This is a genomic window from Acidobacteriota bacterium, from assembly GCA_018268895.1.
Lineage (GTDB): Bacteria > Acidobacteriota > Terriglobia > Terriglobales > Acidobacteriaceae > Edaphobacter.
In genome coordinates, this window is record JAFDVP010000012.1 from 237,258 (window position 1) to 254,129 (window position 16,872).

At 61.5% G+C, this 16,872-nt stretch carries 18 protein-coding genes; 12 read left to right on the forward strand and 6 right to left on the reverse strand.

Annotated features, from left to right (window positions below; all coding sequences use genetic code 11):
• Window positions 1–270: 270 nt before the first annotated feature.
• Window positions 271–1,869 carry a SpoIIE family protein phosphatase gene (locus tag JSS95_14545; GenBank protein MBS1801030.1) on the forward strand — a complete coding sequence of 533 codons (1,599 nt, stop codon included), beginning with the start codon at window positions 271–273 and terminating at the stop codon, window positions 1,867–1,869.
• Between the two features lie 94 nt (window positions 1,870–1,963).
• Here JSS95_14545 and ligA read toward each other — a convergent pair whose 3' ends face one another.
• Entirely contained in the window at window positions 1,964–4,075 is a 2,112-nt protein-coding gene (gene ligA, locus JSS95_14550; GenBank protein MBS1801031.1) for an NAD-dependent DNA ligase LigA, read from the reverse strand.
• 53 nt (window positions 4,076–4,128) lie between these two features.
• Entirely contained in the window at window positions 4,129–4,560 is a 432-nt protein-coding gene (locus tag JSS95_14555; protein ID MBS1801032.1) for a hypothetical protein, read from the reverse strand.
• 82 nt (window positions 4,561–4,642) lie between these two features.
• Between JSS95_14555 and JSS95_14560 the strand changes: the two genes are divergently transcribed.
• The gene (locus tag JSS95_14560; protein MBS1801033.1) at window positions 4,643–5,689 is read left to right on the forward strand and encodes a metal-dependent hydrolase; all 1,047 of its coding nucleotides are present in this window, start codon (window positions 4,643–4,645) and stop codon (window positions 5,687–5,689) included.
• Window positions 5,690–5,773: 84 nt separating this feature from the next.
• A complete protein-coding gene (locus tag JSS95_14565) occupies window positions 5,774–6,322 on the forward strand; it encodes a hypothetical protein (protein ID MBS1801034.1) in 549 nt (182 codons plus the stop codon).
• A gap of 451 nt (window positions 6,323–6,773) precedes the next feature.
• Here JSS95_14565 and JSS95_14570 read toward each other — a convergent pair whose 3' ends face one another.
• Together JSS95_14570 and JSS95_14575 are read right to left on the reverse strand one after the other, a co-directional pair.
• Entirely contained in the window at window positions 6,774–7,424 is a 651-nt protein-coding gene (locus tag JSS95_14570; GenBank protein MBS1801035.1) for a VTT domain-containing protein, read from the reverse strand.
• A 10-nt stretch (window positions 7,425–7,434) separates the two neighbouring features.
• On the reverse strand, window positions 7,435–7,971 hold the full coding sequence (locus JSS95_14575) for a MogA/MoaB family molybdenum cofactor biosynthesis protein (protein ID MBS1801036.1): 537 nt from the start codon (window positions 7,969–7,971) through the stop codon (window positions 7,435–7,437).
• Window positions 7,972–8,222: 251 nt separating this feature from the next.
• Here JSS95_14575 and JSS95_14580 point away from each other — a divergent pair, with 251 nt between their 5' ends.
• The 4 genes from JSS95_14580 (at window position 8,223) to hscB (ending at window position 11,367) form a co-directional block, all read left to right on the forward strand.
• A complete protein-coding gene (locus JSS95_14580) occupies window positions 8,223–9,281 on the forward strand; it encodes an energy transducer TonB (GenBank protein MBS1801037.1) in 1,059 nt (352 codons plus the stop codon).
• 115 nt (window positions 9,282–9,396) lie between these two features.
• Window positions 9,397–9,549: a hypothetical protein gene (locus tag JSS95_14585; protein ID MBS1801038.1), complete on the forward strand. Its 153-nt coding sequence runs from the start codon at window positions 9,397–9,399 to the stop codon at window positions 9,547–9,549.
• A gap of 116 nt (window positions 9,550–9,665) precedes the next feature.
• On the forward strand, window positions 9,666–10,616 hold the full coding sequence (gene miaA / locus JSS95_14590) for a tRNA (adenosine(37)-N6)-dimethylallyltransferase MiaA (protein ID MBS1801039.1): 951 nt from the start codon (window positions 9,666–9,668) through the stop codon (window positions 10,614–10,616).
• 136 nt (window positions 10,617–10,752) lie between these two features.
• Window positions 10,753–11,367: a Fe-S protein assembly co-chaperone HscB gene (gene hscB, locus JSS95_14595; GenBank protein ID MBS1801040.1), complete on the forward strand. Its 615-nt coding sequence runs from the start codon at window positions 10,753–10,755 to the stop codon at window positions 11,365–11,367.
• A gap of 139 nt (window positions 11,368–11,506) precedes the next feature.
• On the opposite strand, the gene JSS95_14600 is transcribed toward hscB, so the two are convergent.
• Window positions 11,507–11,989, reverse strand: coding sequence for a DinB family protein (locus JSS95_14600; GenBank protein ID MBS1801041.1), 483 nt, complete (start codon window positions 11,987–11,989; stop codon window positions 11,507–11,509).
• A gap of 57 nt (window positions 11,990–12,046) precedes the next feature.
• Window positions 12,047–12,484: a VOC family protein gene (locus JSS95_14605; GenBank protein ID MBS1801042.1), complete on the reverse strand. Its 438-nt coding sequence runs from the start codon at window positions 12,482–12,484 to the stop codon at window positions 12,047–12,049.
• A gap of 70 nt (window positions 12,485–12,554) precedes the next feature.
• On the opposite strand from JSS95_14605, the gene JSS95_14610 reads away from it, so the two are divergent.
• The 5 genes from JSS95_14610 (at window position 12,555) to JSS95_14630 (ending at window position 16,870) form a co-directional block, all read left to right on the forward strand.
• Window positions 12,555–12,884 (forward strand): multidrug efflux SMR transporter, encoded by a 330-nt coding sequence (locus JSS95_14610; protein ID MBS1801043.1) that lies wholly within the window; start codon window positions 12,555–12,557, stop codon window positions 12,882–12,884.
• 187 nt (window positions 12,885–13,071) lie between these two features.
• Window positions 13,072–15,075 carry a Fe-S protein assembly chaperone HscA gene (gene hscA / locus JSS95_14615; protein ID MBS1801044.1) on the forward strand — a complete coding sequence of 668 codons (2,004 nt, stop codon included), beginning with the start codon at window positions 13,072–13,074 and terminating at the stop codon, window positions 15,073–15,075.
• A 16-nt stretch (window positions 15,076–15,091) separates the two neighbouring features.
• Window positions 15,092–15,523, forward strand: coding sequence for a 2Fe-2S iron-sulfur cluster binding domain-containing protein (locus JSS95_14620; GenBank protein MBS1801045.1), 432 nt, complete (start codon window positions 15,092–15,094; stop codon window positions 15,521–15,523).
• Window positions 15,524–15,575: 52 nt separating this feature from the next.
• Entirely contained in the window at window positions 15,576–15,791 is a 216-nt protein-coding gene (gene iscX, locus JSS95_14625) for a Fe-S cluster assembly protein IscX (GenBank protein ID MBS1801046.1), read from the forward strand.
• 86 nt (window positions 15,792–15,877) lie between these two features.
• Entirely contained in the window at window positions 15,878–16,870 is a 993-nt protein-coding gene (locus JSS95_14630; GenBank protein MBS1801047.1) for an acyltransferase, read from the forward strand.
• Window positions 16,871–16,872: the final 2 nt, after the last annotated feature.

Below are 16,872 nucleotides of genomic sequence, written 5' to 3' on the forward strand. Positions count from 1 at the left end.
TCACCGGCACCGTCGGTCTGCCATTCCATCCCTGCAATGGAGGCACCCCACACACTCATCTGCACCGGCCTTTGATACGGCGCCAATGCGCCTGCCTGCCGGTCGAGACACGGATGCTATCACACACCGCAACGCCTGAGTCAACGCCAATTGCCATAAATCGGGAAGAGCCGCCACCTGCCGCTGGGCAGGGAAACCCTCAGTGTTAGACTTCCCTCGTTCACGCAGGGCAGCTCCATCACACCGGGCACCTTCCAGCAAGGACGCATCATGGAAGCTCTACGACCCCAGGCACGGCTGGTCATCCACGACGGCGCCGTTTCACGCACCGTCGCCGTCGACTCCGTACCCTTCACCATCGGCCGCCAGACCGACCGCAATCTCGTCCTTGCCAACGCGCAGGTCTCCCGCCAGCACGCCATCGTTCAATATGATGCCGAAGGCTATTTCATACAGGACTCCGGCAGTAGTCAGGGCACGCTCGTCAACGGCCTGCGCAAGGAGGAGCGTACCCGCCTCAACCCAGGCGATCGCATTCAGCTTGGGGCCTCCGGCGTCGTGCTCATCTTCGACATCGAAGAAGAGCATCCCTCTGCCCGCGCTTTGCTCAGTCGCATCTCCGCCGCGCCTACCGGCACTGAACTCGAAAAGCTCTCCCTCTTTCTCCAGGCGGCGCAGAGCTTCAACAGCACGCGCGTCCTCGACGACGTCCTCGCAACCATGATCGAGTACACACTTCGCCTCACCGGCGCCGAACGCGGCTTCGTCTTCCTCGGTGACAGCCCCGCATCGCTCACACTTTGCAGTGGCCTCTCCAGCGACGGACAACCGCTCGCCGACGACTCGAAGATCTCGCACTCCATCGTCCGGGACGCCGCCCAAAGCGGGCAGGAGTTCATCATCGGCGATGTCTCCGGCGACGGCAGGCCCATCGGCCGCGAGAGCGCCGTGGCCCATGAGCTTCGCAGCGTTATCGCAATCCCCCTGCGTGGCCGCAACTCTGAACGGCTTCTCGGCCTGCTCTATCTCGACAGCCGGCTGCGAACCAGCACCCTTAACCGTGTCAGCCGCGAGATACTCAACGCCATCGCCAGCGAAGCTGCGAACCTGCTGGAGAATGCGCGCATGGTGCAGGCCGAGCGCGCCGCCGACCTGATGCGCAACGAACTCGCCATCGCCGCCTCCATCCAGAAGAGCGTCATCGCCAGCGAGCTACCCGCCTTTCCTTACGCCGCCATCGCCGCACGCACCGTGCAGTGCACCGAGGTCGGCGGCGACTTCTACGACGTCATCCCCGTACCCGAAGTCGCCGGCGGAGGCTTCGTCGCCATCGTCGCCGACGTCTCCGGCAAAGGAATGTCGGCGGCCCTGCTCGCCGCAATCATTCAAGGCATGATGTACGCGCAGATTCGTGGCGCAGCCTCGCTCGTCGATGCCTTCTCGACCGTTAACACCTTCCTCTGCTCCCGCATATCCGGACAGAAATATGTCACGATGCTTGCCCTGCATTACCGGCCCTCCGGCGAGATTGAGCTGGTCAACGGAGGCCATGTCCTCCCCTACCTCGTCCTTCATGACGGGAACACGCAGCAGATCACCGGCGGCGATCTACCCGTAGGCCTCTTCTCTTCGGCAGAGTTTCACTCAATCGCCCTGAAGCTTCCACCAGCCGCGCGGCTCGTTCTCCTAAGCGACGGCATCACCGAAACCGAGGATCCAGCAGGCACTCCATTCGGAGCTGCCGAGCTCGCCATGCAGCTTGCATCCAGCAATCCCATCGAGACAACATTCGCCGCGATGAATCAGTTCTCCAAAGACGCTCCACCGCTTGACGACTGCACGATCCTCGTCATCGACCGCACAGCCTGAAGGCACCACCCACCTTTCCAGGCATCCTACGGCCCCATCCTTGCCGGCCCCATCGGCAAGGGGGGAACGTATCAAGCCGGCGCAGCGAAGAACCTCACACTCCCAGTATCGCCAGCAGCCCGGCTTCATCCAGCACCTTCACGCCAAGCTGCTCTGCCTTCTCCAGCTTCGAGCCAGCCTCTTCACCCGCTACAACAAAGTTCGTCTTCTTCGATACCGAACCCGACACCTTGCCTCCGGCGGCCTCGATCTTCGCCTTCGCCTCGTCGCGCGTAAGCGTCGGCAGCGTTCCCGTCAGCACAAACGTCATCCCTGCCAGCGTCGTGCCAACCACCCTCTTCTCGGCAGTCATCTCCAAACCAAGAGCCGCAAGGTCCTTCACCAGTTGCCGGTTCTTCTCTACTGCAAAGAACTCCACAATCGCCTGCGCCACCTTCGGTCCAACCTCATTCACTGCCTCAAGCTCCTCCACCGAAGCCGCCTCAAGCGCCGCCATCGAACCAAAGTGCTCCGCAAGCAGTTGTCCCGTCCGCTCTCCGACAAATCGTATGCCCAACCCAAGCAGAACCCGCGCAAGCCCCGCTCTCTTTGAGCGCTCAATCTCAGCCAGCAGGGCATCCGCGGTCTTCTCCCCTACACGCTCCAGCCCAAGCAGGTCTTCACGCGTCAACCGGTACAAATCGCCGATCGTATGAATCAGGGCCGTGCGTGGCACCACGGGCGCAGCCTCTTCCTCATCGACTACCTGGGCATTTACCTCCTCCAACACAGCGCTCTGGCCAAGCAACTGCGCGACCATTGCATCCCCCAGGCCTTCGATATTCATCACGCCACGCGCCGCCCAGTGCAGCAGCTCTTCGCGGACCCGCGCCGGGCACGAGCTGTTGACGCAGCGCCAATCGACCTCACCCTCCACGCGCATTAACTCACTTCCACACACCGGACAATTCTTCGGAAACTCAATCTCTCTCTTGCCTCGCGGATGTTCCTTGTCCGAAACAATCTCGACGATCTTCGGAATCACATCGCCGCCGCGCTCGACCTTCACATAGTCACCGATCTTCACGCCAAGCCGCGCAATCTCGTCGGCATTGTGCAACGTCGCGCGAGTCACCGTCGTGCCGCCGACAAAGACCGGCTCCAGCGCTGCCACAGGAGTCACCTTGCCCGTACGCCCCACCTGAAACAGAACATCTTCCAGCTTCGTCACTGCCGCGCGGGCAGCAAACTTATACGCGATCGCCCATCGCGGCGCCTTGCCCGTAAACCCCAGCCGTCGCTGCTGCGCCGTCGCATCCACCTTGATGACCACGCCGTCGATCTCATACCCCAGCGTCTCGCGCAGCTGCTCGGCCTTCGCAATAAACTTCACCGCCTCATCGATACTCGAAACCGTCTTTGCATGGGAGTTGACACGGAAACCCGCCGCCCGCAACGCATCCAGGGTCTCCGTGTGCGACGCGAGCAGCGTCTCCCCATCGCGTAGAAGAAAGTAGGCATAAAAATCCAGCCGCCGCTGCGCCACGATGTTCGGCTCCAGCGTGCGTATCGTCCCCGCCGCAGCATTGCGCGGATTCACCGCAGGAGCCATCCCTGCCGCAACCCGGTCTTCATTCATCTTCTCGAACGCGGCCTGCGGCAGCACCACCTCGCCACGCACCTCAAACGATTGCGGCAGTCCCGCTGCCTCCAGCTTCTTCGCCGCAACGCTCAGCGGCACCGAGCGGATCGTCCGCACGTTCGTCGTCACATCTTCGCCCGTCGTACCGTCGCCGCGCGTCAATCCGCGCTCCAGATGTGCCGACCCCTTCGCGCCCGCACCGTACTGCAACGCCATCGACAACCCATCCAGCTTTAGTTCGCAGACATACCTGACCTTCTCCGACGCAGGAAGCCCCGCGCGCACCCGCTGGTCCCATGCACGCAACTCCTCCTCGCTATAAGCGTTGTCCAGCGAAAGCATTGGCCGCGAATGCCCCACCTTCGCAAACCCTTCGCGCGGCTTGCCACCCACGCGCTGCGACGGCGAATCCGCCGCCACCAGCTCGGGATGTTCCTCTTCCAGCTTCTTCAGCCGGTTCATCAGCGCGTCATACTCCGCGTCCGATATCTCAGGAGCATCCAGCACGTAATAAAGATGCTCGTGGTGGCGAAGCTCCTCGCGCAGCGCCTCTATCTTTTGATCGGGAGTAAGTGCAGTCGCCATAACGAATCCGATTATAGAGAGCCGGACCGCACTTCATTTTTGCAGTTCGTGTCTTAATCGAGTGGTTTCAGCGTCGGCTCAACCCACCTCAAGCGGGCCTCCGTCGAGCCAACGACATCGAAGTCGTAATACTCACGGAAGATCGCCCTGCGTGGCTCGAACCGCTCTACGGCAAGTGCGGCAAACGCAGCCCGCTCCATCGGTCCAGCCACCTGCCGCAACCCATCCAGAAGCCTGATCCACATCACCGTGATGGTCTCGTGATATCCGCTCGTCTCCGTATTTTTTCCACCCACTGAGACGTTATACCGGCGCACACACTCACGCATCCTGTCCAGCGCAGGCTCCCGTCCCATCACGTGCACGTAGCAGGCCCCCGTCAGCAGATGCGCCGCATGAGTCCACTCTTCCTTGGGAAGCGTGCAGCCTTCAAACGCCGCAATAAATCCATCGATCTCGCGCTCTGTGACTGGAAGTGTAGGCATGGATAAAGAATACGTAACTTGGCGCACAGAGCAGAAGCTGAGTGACGAGCAACGTTTGCGCTCACGATATGCTGGAAGCCAGATGGAACCCGTGACGCACTTCATGACCGGCGCCGTCCTCTCCCGCGCCGGCTTCAATCGCAAGGCCGCCTACGCCACACTCGCCATGACCCTCGCTGCCGAGGCTCCCGACCTCGACGTCCTCTGGAGCTTCAAGGGCCCTATCGCCGCCTTCGAGCACCACCGCGGCTGGACACACACCCTCATCGGCATTCCGGTCGAAGCCGCCATCGTGACCGCCGTCATCTGGCTTATCCATCGCTGGCGGACGAAGCGCAGCCCCTCCCAAAAACTGCACGGCGCTCCAGTGCGCTGGCCTCTCATCTACCTCTTCTCCATCGTCGCTCTCTTCAGCCACATCCTTCTCGACTGGACAAACAACTACGGCGTCCGCCCGTTCTTTCCCTTCAATCCACGTTGGTACGCTGGCTCTTTCGTCTTCATCTTCGAGCCGATCATGTTCCTGCTTCTGCTCGTCGCGCTCATCGCACCCTGGCTCTTCGGCCTCGTCTCAAGTGAAGTCGGCGTAAAGAAATCTCCGTTCCGTGGTCGCGGCTGGGCCATCGCCGCACTCATCGGAATCGTCGCCCTGTGGACCTTCCGCTTCATCGAACGCAACAAAGCGATCGACCTTGCCCGCGCAGCCGAGCCCAACCCCGACGCCGTAATCCGCGCCACAGCCGATCCCTACCCCATCAACCCCTTCCGCTGGCAAACCATCGTCGAAACCCCGCTGCTCTACCGCCTGTCCGCCGTCAACACGCTCAACGGCAACGTCGCCTCTCGTCCCGAAGCCGACATCTACTACAAACCGCCCAGCACCCTCGCCGTGCTCGAAGCCAAACGTAGTTGGCTCGGCCACATCTACCTCGACTGGTCGCAATACCCTATGGTCAACGAAACTGGCACCGATGCCGACGGCCTCACTGTCGTCACCTTCCGCGACCTCCGCTTCATCTACCCCGGCGGCGGCCTGCTCTCCGGCCGAACGCCGCTCATGGGCACCGCCTACATCAACAGCGACCGCCGCGTCGACCACATGGAGATGGACGGACGCATCCAGCACTAAGCGGATACCACTAGGTTGACCGGACAGCCGCGAAGCCGGAAAATCATAGATGCGCTTTACGCGCTTTCTTCTGAGGTCTCTACCATGTCAGCCTATTTTGCACTGATCGTCGCCATTCTCAGCCGCATCCTGCCGTCGGCCTTCCACACCACCAGCGTCGGATTCACCGCCGTGGGAGGCAGTCTGCTCTTCTTTGGCGCGCGGCGCAGCCGCTGGCAGACGATTCCCGCAGTCATCGCCCTCATGGCCACCGACTACTACCTGACGACCTACGTCTACAACTATCCCTTCCACGCCAGCGCCTACCTGGTCACCTGGCTCTGGTACGCCGCCATCTGCCTCTTCGGCCACCAGGTCCTCTCCAACAAGCCCTCGGCGCTCCGTGTCGCCGGAGCGGTGCTCGCCAGCGCAACCTCGTTCTTCCTGCTCAGCAACTTCGCCGTCTGGATCGGCAGCACAATGTATCCACACACCGCCGCCGGCCTCGGAGCCTGCTACGTCGAAGCGATCCCCTTCTACGCCAACGATGTCATGTCGACCGCGATCACGGCCGGCGCCTTCTTCGGCCTACCGGCTCTGGCCCGCAGCATCACCAACACGATTCAGGAAGCAAACGACCAGCGCGCCGCCTGACCATCAGGCTGTTCTTTGTTCCAAAAGACGAAGGGCTGCGATCAAGCGAATCGCAGCCCTTCTCTTATGCGTTCCATTCCTACGACTCTGTCATCCTACTGAGCTTCACTTCACCAAACTCTGTCATCCTACCGAGCTTGACTTCACAAAACTTGTCATCCGACCGGAGCTTCACTTCACCAAACTTTGTCATCCTGAGCGGAGCGAAGCGGAGTCGAAGGACCTGCATTTTTCTTGATGAGGGCAGCCATCGTGGGCCGAAGGCCCCAGGTTCTAACCAATGGGGCAATACGAGGCTGAAGGGTGCAGGCTCCGTTTTGCTTAAGGGCACGGCTTCAGCCGTGCCGTAACAAGCGCAGAATCAATGGGCTTTAGCCCCTGAGGGATAGCTTTCGATCATTGAAGCATTTTTTCAGCACCCTCTGAAGGCCCGAGCCAAATTTGCGTTCCCCTACGACTCATCCTCAATCGGTAGCCGCACGCCCCTCCGCCGGTCGAAGACCTTCCGCACCACCCAGAAGAGCAACAGCCCCACCAGCAGTCCTGCCACTCCCAGCACATAGACCGTGTGCGCCCTCAGCGCCAGCGACATGGTGTCGACGATCTGATGACCAAAGTAGATCGTGATCAAAGACGAAACGAGAAACCGGACAAACTTACCCGTAAAGATCGCCATGAAGAACCACAGCGTCTTCATCTCGAAGACACCCGCCGCGATCTCGAACAGCTTCACCGGCATCGGCGGAGGCATCATCGCCGGGATCATCAACGCCAGAAACTCCTGCCGCTCGAAGCGGTCGCGCAGTTGCTCATAACGCTTGCGGTTGATCCGCTTCATCAGGAACAGCTCGCCGCCCGCCCGTCCGAGGTAGAAGGGCAACAAACTTCCAACCGCCGACCCCAGCGCCGCCATGAAGCAGTACAGCAGAAACTTAGAGTGGTCCTCGACCACATACGCGATCACCATGGCGTCGATGGGGACCGGTACCGCTGCCGAGTCCAGCAGCGACAGCGCCCCTAGACCCCAGGCACCAAACGGCTTCAGCGCCACCATCATGGCGGTCGTCAGTTTGTGGAATAAAGCTACAGGACCAATCTTCACAGGAATGCTTCTATTTTACCTTTGCCGCAGTCACCGTCCCGTGAAGTCCGCTCTCATGCGCCGTATCTCCTGCAAGCAGATCCACCGCGTGAGGTAGCAGCGGAAGAATCGCCGACAGAGAACTCGCCGCCCCCGCCGGGCTTCCCGGCAGATTCACAATCAGCGTCCGCCCCACCGTCCCGCACACCGCGCGGCTCAACGCCGCCAGCGGGGTCTGCCGCGCCCCCGCCGCGCGCATCACCTCGGCCAGGCCCTCCACCAGACGCTCGCACACCATCTTCGTCGCCTCGGGAGTCACATCGCGCGCGGCCAGCCCCGTTCCTCCGGTCGTCACCACAAGCTCCGCAGCGGTAGCACCCCTACGAAGCGCGGCCACAATCGCGGGCACCTCATCCGGTACCACTTCCTTTGCCGCAAGCGGAACCCCTGCTTCTTCAAGCAGACCGGCCACCGTGGGCCCCGACAGGTCCTCCCGCTTGCCATGAAAACAGCCATCGCTGACCGTAATCACCACCGCCTTCGTCCCGTCCCGGAATTCCTTCTTCATCCAGTCAGTCTACCGTTCGGAAGGCCAGCTTCAAATCGGCATTCTGAGCCGAAGGCGAAGAATCCCCATAGTTTTTCGCCGTGCGCAACAAGGCGGGTTTCAGCCTGCTCCCCGCATTCCCTCTCCACTTTGCCCGCCCAAAGATGAGAAAATAGAAGCAGGCGATGCAACCTCGAGACATCGACCGGGTTAACCCCCTCATCTCACGAAGGAAACTTCCTCCTCAGCCATTCGTCTGACCAGATAATCCGATGCCCTCACTCGAGATACCTCCCAACTCCGCGCCGCCCACTCCGCCTGCGAGAGTGCGCACCAACCGGTACGGAGACCTCGAAGAGCATGAGCTCATCCACCTGCTCGACGCCCTCGACGACGAGCGCGCCCGCGCCCGCTTCCGCGAGTCCATCTACATCTCGGTCATCATCTGGCTGGCTATCGGCTGGTTCGTCCTCTACGGCCCGCAGGTCATCTTCCACCAGCCCCGGCTGATCAATCCCGCCGACGTCCTCCGCGAGCGCGACAAGCAGCTCACCTACCTCGACATGCCCAAGGACATCGGCAAGCAGCTCCCCAAAAAGCCGTCCAACGTTATCAGCGACAAGGACCGCGTCCAGCAGACCGCCAAGCCTACTCTCGACAAAAAGACCCTCGAGCAGTTGCAGGCCATGCGCAAGGCTGGCGCTCCCGGAGCGACAGCGCCCACCCCCACGCCGCAGCCCCCCGCACCTCAGCCCGTACAGCCGCAGCAAGCCCAGCAGCAGCCTCCCGCGCCACAGCCGCTACCGCAGCATCCCCCGCAACAACAGGCAATCGTTGAGGCGCCACGCCCCGCGCCCACGCGACCTAACTTCGGCAATCAGAGCATGTCAGCCGGCAATGCTATCCGTCAGGCGGCCCAGGCGGCAGCACAAAACCGCGGCAGCAGCGGTAACTATGGCGCAGGACTTCCCGTTGAACACCAGGGCATGAACACCGGCGTCGACATCCTCTCCGACACCATGGGCGTGGACTTCAACCCCTACCTGCGCCGCATCCTCCACGACATCTACGTCACCTGGCTGCCCCTTATCCCCGAAGAGGCCCGCCCCCCGCTCAATAAGCAGGGCGAGACGCTGATCCGGTTCTCCATCCTGCCCGACGGCCGCATCGGCTCCATGCGCCTCGACGGCTCCACCCAGGATCAGGCCCTCGACCGCGCCGCCTGGGGCTCCATCACCGGAGTCGGACAGTTTCCACCCCTGCCCAAGGAGTTCCACGGCCCCAACCTCGAGCTCCGCATCCACTACCTCGTCAACAAGAGGCCGGAGTAAACAGTTGGTCAGTTTGTCTGGCCCCTTCTTCTTATAAATTGTCATCCTGAGCGAAGCGGCCGCAGGCAGCGAAGTCGAAGGATCTGCGGTTCCCAATCACCCCCTGAGTGCCCGAATGCCCGTGCCTGAACACCAGCAAGCCTTCCAAATCGAGCGCCGCCGCCAGCTTCGCGGACTCCTCCTGCTCGCCATCGCCTTCATCGCCTTCAGCGTCTGGCGCTTTGACCTCCACCGCATCTTCACCCCCGGCTGGTGGCGCCTGTGGTGATGAGATGATGGCTGTGGCATCCTGTCTTGCCAAGCCCGGGTGCCCCACATCTCGATTCTGAGATGTGGGTTCATTCGCGCGAACCTTTCTTTAGCCGCCGAGGTACCTCTTCACGCATGGAGCCGCTTCATCCCCTCATCGTCCTCGTCGGACCAACGGCCAGCGGCAAGACCTCCCTCGCCATCCATCTCGCCGAACGGTTCAACGGCGAGATCGTCTCCTGCGACTCGGTCGCCGTCTATCGCGGCATGGAGATCGGCACCGCGAAACCCACACTCGAAGAGCGCACACTCATCCCCCACCACATGATCGACGTCGCCTGGCCCGACCAGCAGGTGACTGCCGGCGACTACAGCCGGCTCGCCCGCGAGACCCTCGCCGGCATCGTCGAACGCGGACACCTCCCCATCGTCGCCGGGGGCACCGGCCTCTACCTCCGCGCCCTGATCGACGGCCTCTTCCCCGCACCTCCCTCGCGTCCCGAGCTTCGCGAACGTCTCCGCCAACGCGCCGCAAAGCGCGGCCCCCAACACCTTCACCGCATCCTGGCCAGGCTCGACCGCACCGCCGCGGCGGCAATCCACGCCAACGATGTGCCAAAGGTCATCCGCGCCATCGAAGTCTCGCTCGCCACAGAAGACACTTCGCGCACGCCCATGACCGAGCAGTGGCAGAAGGGCCGCGACCGCCTCACCGGCTACCGCATCCTGCGCCTCGGGCTGAATCCCCCGCGAACCCAGCTCTATGAGCGGATCAACCAGCGTGCCGCCACAATGTTCAACCGCGGCCTCGTCGAAGAGACCGGGACCCTGATCGAGCGCTACGGACGCGACTGCCGCGCCCTCGGCTCCCTCGGCTACGCCCAGGCCGCCCAGGTCCTCGCAGGAGTGGCCTCGCGCGAAGAAGCCGTCACCACAGCACAGCAGGGCCATCGCAACTACGCCAAACGCCAGCTCACCTGGTTCCGCCGCGAGCCGGAGATGCACTGGCTCAACGGGCTGGGCAGCGAAGACAACATCGTCACTGAAGCGACCGAACGGGTCTGGAGCTTCCTCTCTAATACGTAAGAACTGTGTAGTAACAAAATGTTGTCATCCCGAGCGAAGCCGAGGGACCTGCATTTTCCCGCCGCGCCACGGCTTCCAGCGAAGACAGCTCGCTCAACCAGCCTCAACCCCCGCCGCCCTTCTACAATAAAAACAAATGAACTACTTCGAGGTCTTCTCGCTCCCGGCAAAGCTCCACATCGACACGGCTGCGCTCGAAAAGCAGTTCTACGCGCAGAGCCGACGCCTGCACCCCGACCGCTTCGCCTCCCGCCCGCAAGCCGAGCAGGAGGAAGCCCTCCGCCAGTCTTCTCTCCTCAACGACGCCTACCGCACCCTCAAGGACCCCATCCTTCGCACCCAGTATCTTCTCAAGCTCGAAGGCGTTGAGCTGGAGGAGCAATCGAAGGCCGCAACCGACGCCGCCCGCACCTCAGGCGTCGAGAAAAAACAGGTCGTCCCCCCCGAGCTGCTCGAAGAGGTCTTCGATCTCAACATGCAGCTTCAGGAGATGAAGATGGCCAAGCAGATGGGCGATTCCGAGGACGAGCCCGAGCTGCGTCGCAGTCTGATGACCGCAAAAGACGCCTTCGACGCCCGCATGGTCGCTACCCAGACGGAGTTGGAAGGCATGTGGTCGCGCTGGGACATGGCGCTCGACGCCGGCGATGAAGCCGGTAAAACCAGCGCGCGCGAGGCCATGGTCGCCCTGCTCAACAAGCGGAGCTACCTGCGCAACCTCGTCCGCGACGTCAACGAAGCCCTGGAGTAGACTCCACCAAATTTGTCACCCTGAGCGAAGCGGCGCAGCCGCGAAGTCGAAGGACCTGCATTTTTGCTTCCTGATTACAGATGTTCGGGTGCCCCATCCTTGCCGCATGGCAAGGGTGGGATGAACTTTGTCCAGGGAGTCAAACAGTCGCGGCTATCCGTTCCACCTGCTGCAAATGGTTGATGTCATGCCCAGCCATGGTTTCCACGATCGTCCACAGCGTCATGGTTCCCCGCTCAGGGTGCGTCGTCGGACGATGCCGATCAGCCTCGGTAACGGTCGTCAGCAGCTTCAGGTTCCAGTTTCTTGCAGCGGTAAACAGGGCGAGCCCTGAAGCGATGTCGTAGGAGGCGTACCGTTCTCCCCACTTCGTCTGGTCGAACGGCTGAATCACAGGATGATCTTCAGCCAGCGTCTGGCGAAGCCGAAACGAGAACACCTGCTCGCAGTCGGCCAGGTGCGCAACGATCTCGCGAATACTCCACTTGCCAGGCGCCGGAGCGCGGTCTATGTGAGCCGCTGACAGCGGGTCGATCAGCGAGTGTAGCAACTCGGAGGTCACGGTGATGACAGGTATCGGATCCTGCCCACCGAGATAGACGGCATACGGGTTCAGTTCCATATGCGACGGTAACATGTCTGGCCGCTGTTTATTCCATTGCCATTCAAGACGCTTTAGCTATGTGACAGACTGCCAGGGGTTATACGACCCCACGCTCCACACATGGCCCTCAGGATCGCGGCAGGTAAAGCCGCGGCCACCGTAGTCCATGTCCTGGATATCGAGGACTATCTCCGCCCCCGCGGCCTTCGCCGTCGCATAGACAGCGTCCGCATCGGGAACTACAAGGCAGATGCTCTGCGTGCTGCGCCGCCCGGTCTCATCCGGCATAGCCATCAGCTTTGCATACTCGCCGCCGTTATCGGCGGAACCCAGCATGATCATGCCACCGCCATAGGTAAGCTGCGCATGAGCCACCGCGTTGCCTTCACCCATGTAGACGGCGTGTTTCTCCAGCCCAAAGGCGCGAACGAGCCAGTCGATAGCCGCAAGTGCATTGCGGTAACGGAGACACGGAATCAGGGTGGAGGGGGTCTGTGTACTCATACAGTCCATCATCCTACGCAGCGAGTAACGATGCTGGCAAAATAAGATGCCACGCGCTGGAACCGGGGGAAAATGAAGTATGAACTATCTCTGGCTTGCTGCCGCCATCTGTAGCGAGGTCTTCGCCACCTCTTCCCTGAAGGCCTCCGAGGGATTCACGCGCCTGTTCCCCTCCATCGCTGTCATCGCTGGCTACGGAGCGGCCTTCTACTGCCTCTCGCAGACGCTCAGGACAATCCCGATCGGCGTCGCCTACGCCATCTGGTCCGGGCTCGGTACTGTGTTGATTGCGCTCGTGGGAGTCGTGCTTTATAGGCAGGTACTGGATCGTGCAGCGCTTCTGGGCATGACCCTCATCATCGCCGGAGTCCTGGTCATGAACCTGTTCTCCAAGTCGACGGCGCACTGAGGACGCCGCTATCTCTGCACGTGCGGTGATCGCTCAAGTAAGGCATGGCACCAGCCTCTAACGGCAGGCATCTAACTAACATATGCACCGGCGACGCCGCGATTGTAGGACAATAGAAGGATTGCGATAAAGGTCTCAGATAGACCGCGAAACCGGGACAAATAGACCCGAAGCAAGGATATTTTTGATGGCTGAAGAGCGTGTGGTTGGAATCGACCTGGGGACGACGAACTCCCTGGTGGCGTATATGCAGGGCGAGACGCCGACGGTGATTCCCGGTGAAGACGGAGACCGCCTCGTGCCCTCGGTGGTGGCATGGACCGATGACGGCGCGGCGGTGGGCAATGCCGCGCGCGCGACGCTGCTCGAGGACGCCGCCAGCGCGGTGTATTCGGCAAAGCGGCTGATGGGACGCGACGCCGAGGACGTGAAGGACGAGCTGAAGCTGTTTCCCTTCAAGCTGGCCGACGATCTGAAGCCGGGCGAGGTGCTGCGCCTAAGCGTGGGCGGGCTGATGCTGACGCCGCCGGAGATATCCGCGCATGTGCTGATGCAGTTGAAGAAGAACGCAGAGCGGTTCTTCGGCGGCCCCGTGACGAAGGCCGTGATTACCGTGCCGGCTTACTTCAACGATGCGCAGCGGCAGGCCACGAAGGACGCGGGAAGAATAGCCGGCCTCGAGGTGCTGCGTCTGGTGAACGAGCCCACGGCCGCGGCGCTCGCCTATGGGTTGCAGAAGAACAAAGACGGCCTGATCGCGGTCTACGACTTCGGCGGCGGCACCTTCGACATCTCGATCCTGAAGCTGCATGAGGGCATCTTCGAGGTCATCGCCACGGGCGGCGATACGCACCTGGGCGGCGACGACATCGACAACCTGCTGATTGCAATTGCTATCGACGACATCGCCGGAGACCTGGGAGAAGACGTCAGCGGCAACGGCGAGGCGGTGCAGGCGATCCGCAAGGCGGTGATCGAAGCGAAGATCTGGCTCTCGGCGAACGAAGATGCGCGGTTGGATGTGACGCTTCCTAGCGGCAAACGCTACACGCGCGAGATCTCGCGGGAGCAGTTCGAAGGGCTGATCGCGAGCGTAATCGCTCGTACGGCAGCGCCCTGCAAGCAGGCTTTGAAGGATGCGGGGATTGAAACTGCGGCGATCGATGAGGTGGTGCTGGTCGGCGGGTCGACTCGCATACCGGCGGTGCGGAAACTGGTGGACGACGTCTTCGGGCTGAGCGCGCGCGGGAAGAAGCCGCACACGGAGCTGAATCCGGATGAGGTCGTGGCATTGGGCGCGGCGGTGCAGGCGCAGATCCTCGCAGGCGGTTCAAAGGTAACGGAAGACCTGTTGCTGCTCGATGTCACCCCGCTGTCGCTGGGAATCGAGGCGCTGGGCGGCGTGGTGGCGAAGATCATTCAGCGCAACTCAACCATACCGGCGAGCGCGACGGAGCACTTCACCACGGGCGTGGACGGGCAGACGAATGTGGCGATCCACGTAGTGCAGGGCGAGCGCGAGCTGGCGAAGGACTGCCGGTCACTCGCGCGCTTCGACCTGAAGGGGATTCCGCCGATGGTGGCGGGGCTGCCGCGTATCGAGGTGAAGTTTCTGATCGACGCCAACGGCATCCTGCACGTCAGCGCGCGCGAACAGCGCAGCGGTAAGGAGGCCGAGGTAGAGGTGAAGCCCACCTACGGCCTTACCGACGAGCAGGTGGAGGAGATGATCCTGTCGTCGTTCGACAACGCCGAGGAAGACATCCAGGCGCGGCAGGTGATCGAAGCCAAGAATGAGGCGGAGACAATTCTCGCTGCAGTCGAAAAGGGCAGAAAGCACGAGGCATGGCAGCGGCTCTCGTCCGATGAGATTGCGCAGATCGACGAGGCGGAAGGCGGGCTGAAGGCCTCTGTCAACGGCGACGACTACAAACTCATCCGCGCAGCGATCGAGCGGCTCGACAGGTCCACCCGCCGGTTTGCCGAGCTCATGATGGACTCTGCAGTAACCGGAGCTCTGGGCGGGAAGACGATGCAGGCCGCAGGTGAGAGCATAGGAGAAGGGCCTTCAGCGCCGCACCCGTTTGCGAAGGCGGACATCGACAGCTCCCCCGCGGCAAAGGCTGCGGCTGAAAAGATCGAGGAGTCGGTGAAGGACGAAGAGACTCCCGGCGAATCAACTGAAGATTGATGGAAAGAAAAGGGCTATGAGCGAAGTGAATAAGAACGAAGTTGTCGATCTGTCAAAGCCCGCGGGCGAGGACATGGTTCGCGTGACCTTTCTGCCGGAGGGGCGAACGGTGGAATTTAAATTCGATTCCCTGCCCTACGAGGGACATGGCGAGCCGATGTCGTTTCTCGACGTGGCGGAAAACTACGAGATCTTTCTCGACCATGCCTGCGGTGGCGTTTGCGCCTGCACAACGTGTCACCTGCACATCAAGGAAGGTGCCAGCGGCATCAGCGAGCCCGAAGACAAGGAGCTGGACCGCATGGAGACCGCCGCCGACGTGCAGCTGAACTCGCGGCTGGGATGCCAGGCCATCATCGAAAAGCCCGGAACGTATGTCGTCGAAATTCCGAAGTGGAACCGCAACTACGTGCAGGAAGGCAAGCCTTCCCATGGGCCGGGAGCCTGAGGACAGGCGGTTGCTATTTCATTTTTTGATTCCTTGTGAGGAGGAGATGACGATGCCACGCGAGATTAACTGGACGGACTCTGAAGAGATCGGCATTCAATTGCAGGAGAAGTTCCCTGAGGTCGACCCCTACACGGTGCGATTCACCGACCTGCATCGCTACGTGACGGAACTTCCCGGCTTTGTGGGCGATCCGGCAAAGTCGAACGAGGGGATTCTGGAGGCCATCCAGACGGCGTGGCACGAAGAGTACGAGGACGCAAAGTAAACGCTCCCGGCCGATGCGCCGTGTTACGGTAAGCTCGGAGCGCGAATGCGGAATTGAACACCGGGCGACAAGGGCGAATCCTGCAGTTGGACGGTGTGCGCGCGCTCGCCATCACAGCCGTCTTTCTTCATCATGCCTTTAAAATCAGGCTGCTTTGGATGGGGGTCGATCTCTTCTTCATCCTGTCGGGCTTCCTGATCACAGGAATTCTCCTGCAACATAAGACACAGCCCATCGGCCAGTACTTCGCCGAGTTCTACAAACGGCGTGTGCGCCGCATCCTGCCTCCCTATCTTCTACTTCTCGTGGTCACGACGATTCTTCTGGGCACTGCGTGGATGAAGTACGCCTATCTGTACGTGATGCTGATGAACGTCATCCGCGCGTTATCTCTGCCGCGTCCGCAGACGTTGGAGGTGCTCTGGTCGCTGGCGGTGGAAGAGCAGTTCTACCTGGTGTGGCCCTTTGCGGTGTACCTGTTGAGCGAAGCTGCCCTCGCCCGGTCCGCTGCCGCGCTTGTTGTGCTTGTCCCCATCATGCGCTGGGTATGCACGCCGCTATTCACGACACACTGGCCTATCTACAGCCTGACTCCGTTTCGCATGGACCTGCTGCTGGTTGGCGCGCTGCTGGCGCTGGCCTGGATCCATCATCGCCGGACGATCGAGCGATACGGCCAGTATGGTCTCGCGCTCGTGCCTGTTGCCGTGGGAGTCCTGTTGTTCCTGTCGAGTCGATACCACGTGACGACCAACGACAATACGCCCCTCGCCAACACAGCGATCTATGAAGCGAGCCTGATTGGGTGCACAGGAATCATGCTATGGGCACTGAGTGGGCACTGGGTTGGCGTGCTGACGTTGAAGCCGGTGACATATCTCGGTCGCATCAGCTACACGGTGTATCTGATCCACGTGACGGCGCTCTACCTGGCGGGGAAGGCGTTCCACAACACGTGGAGCATCGCAGGTGCGGCTGTCGTAGTGACTTTGGCCTATGCTGCTCTCTCATGGCGCTTCATCGAACTTCCGCTGCTGGGATGGAAACCGAAGGAGTCTTCGGCGCTGATGACGAAGTGATC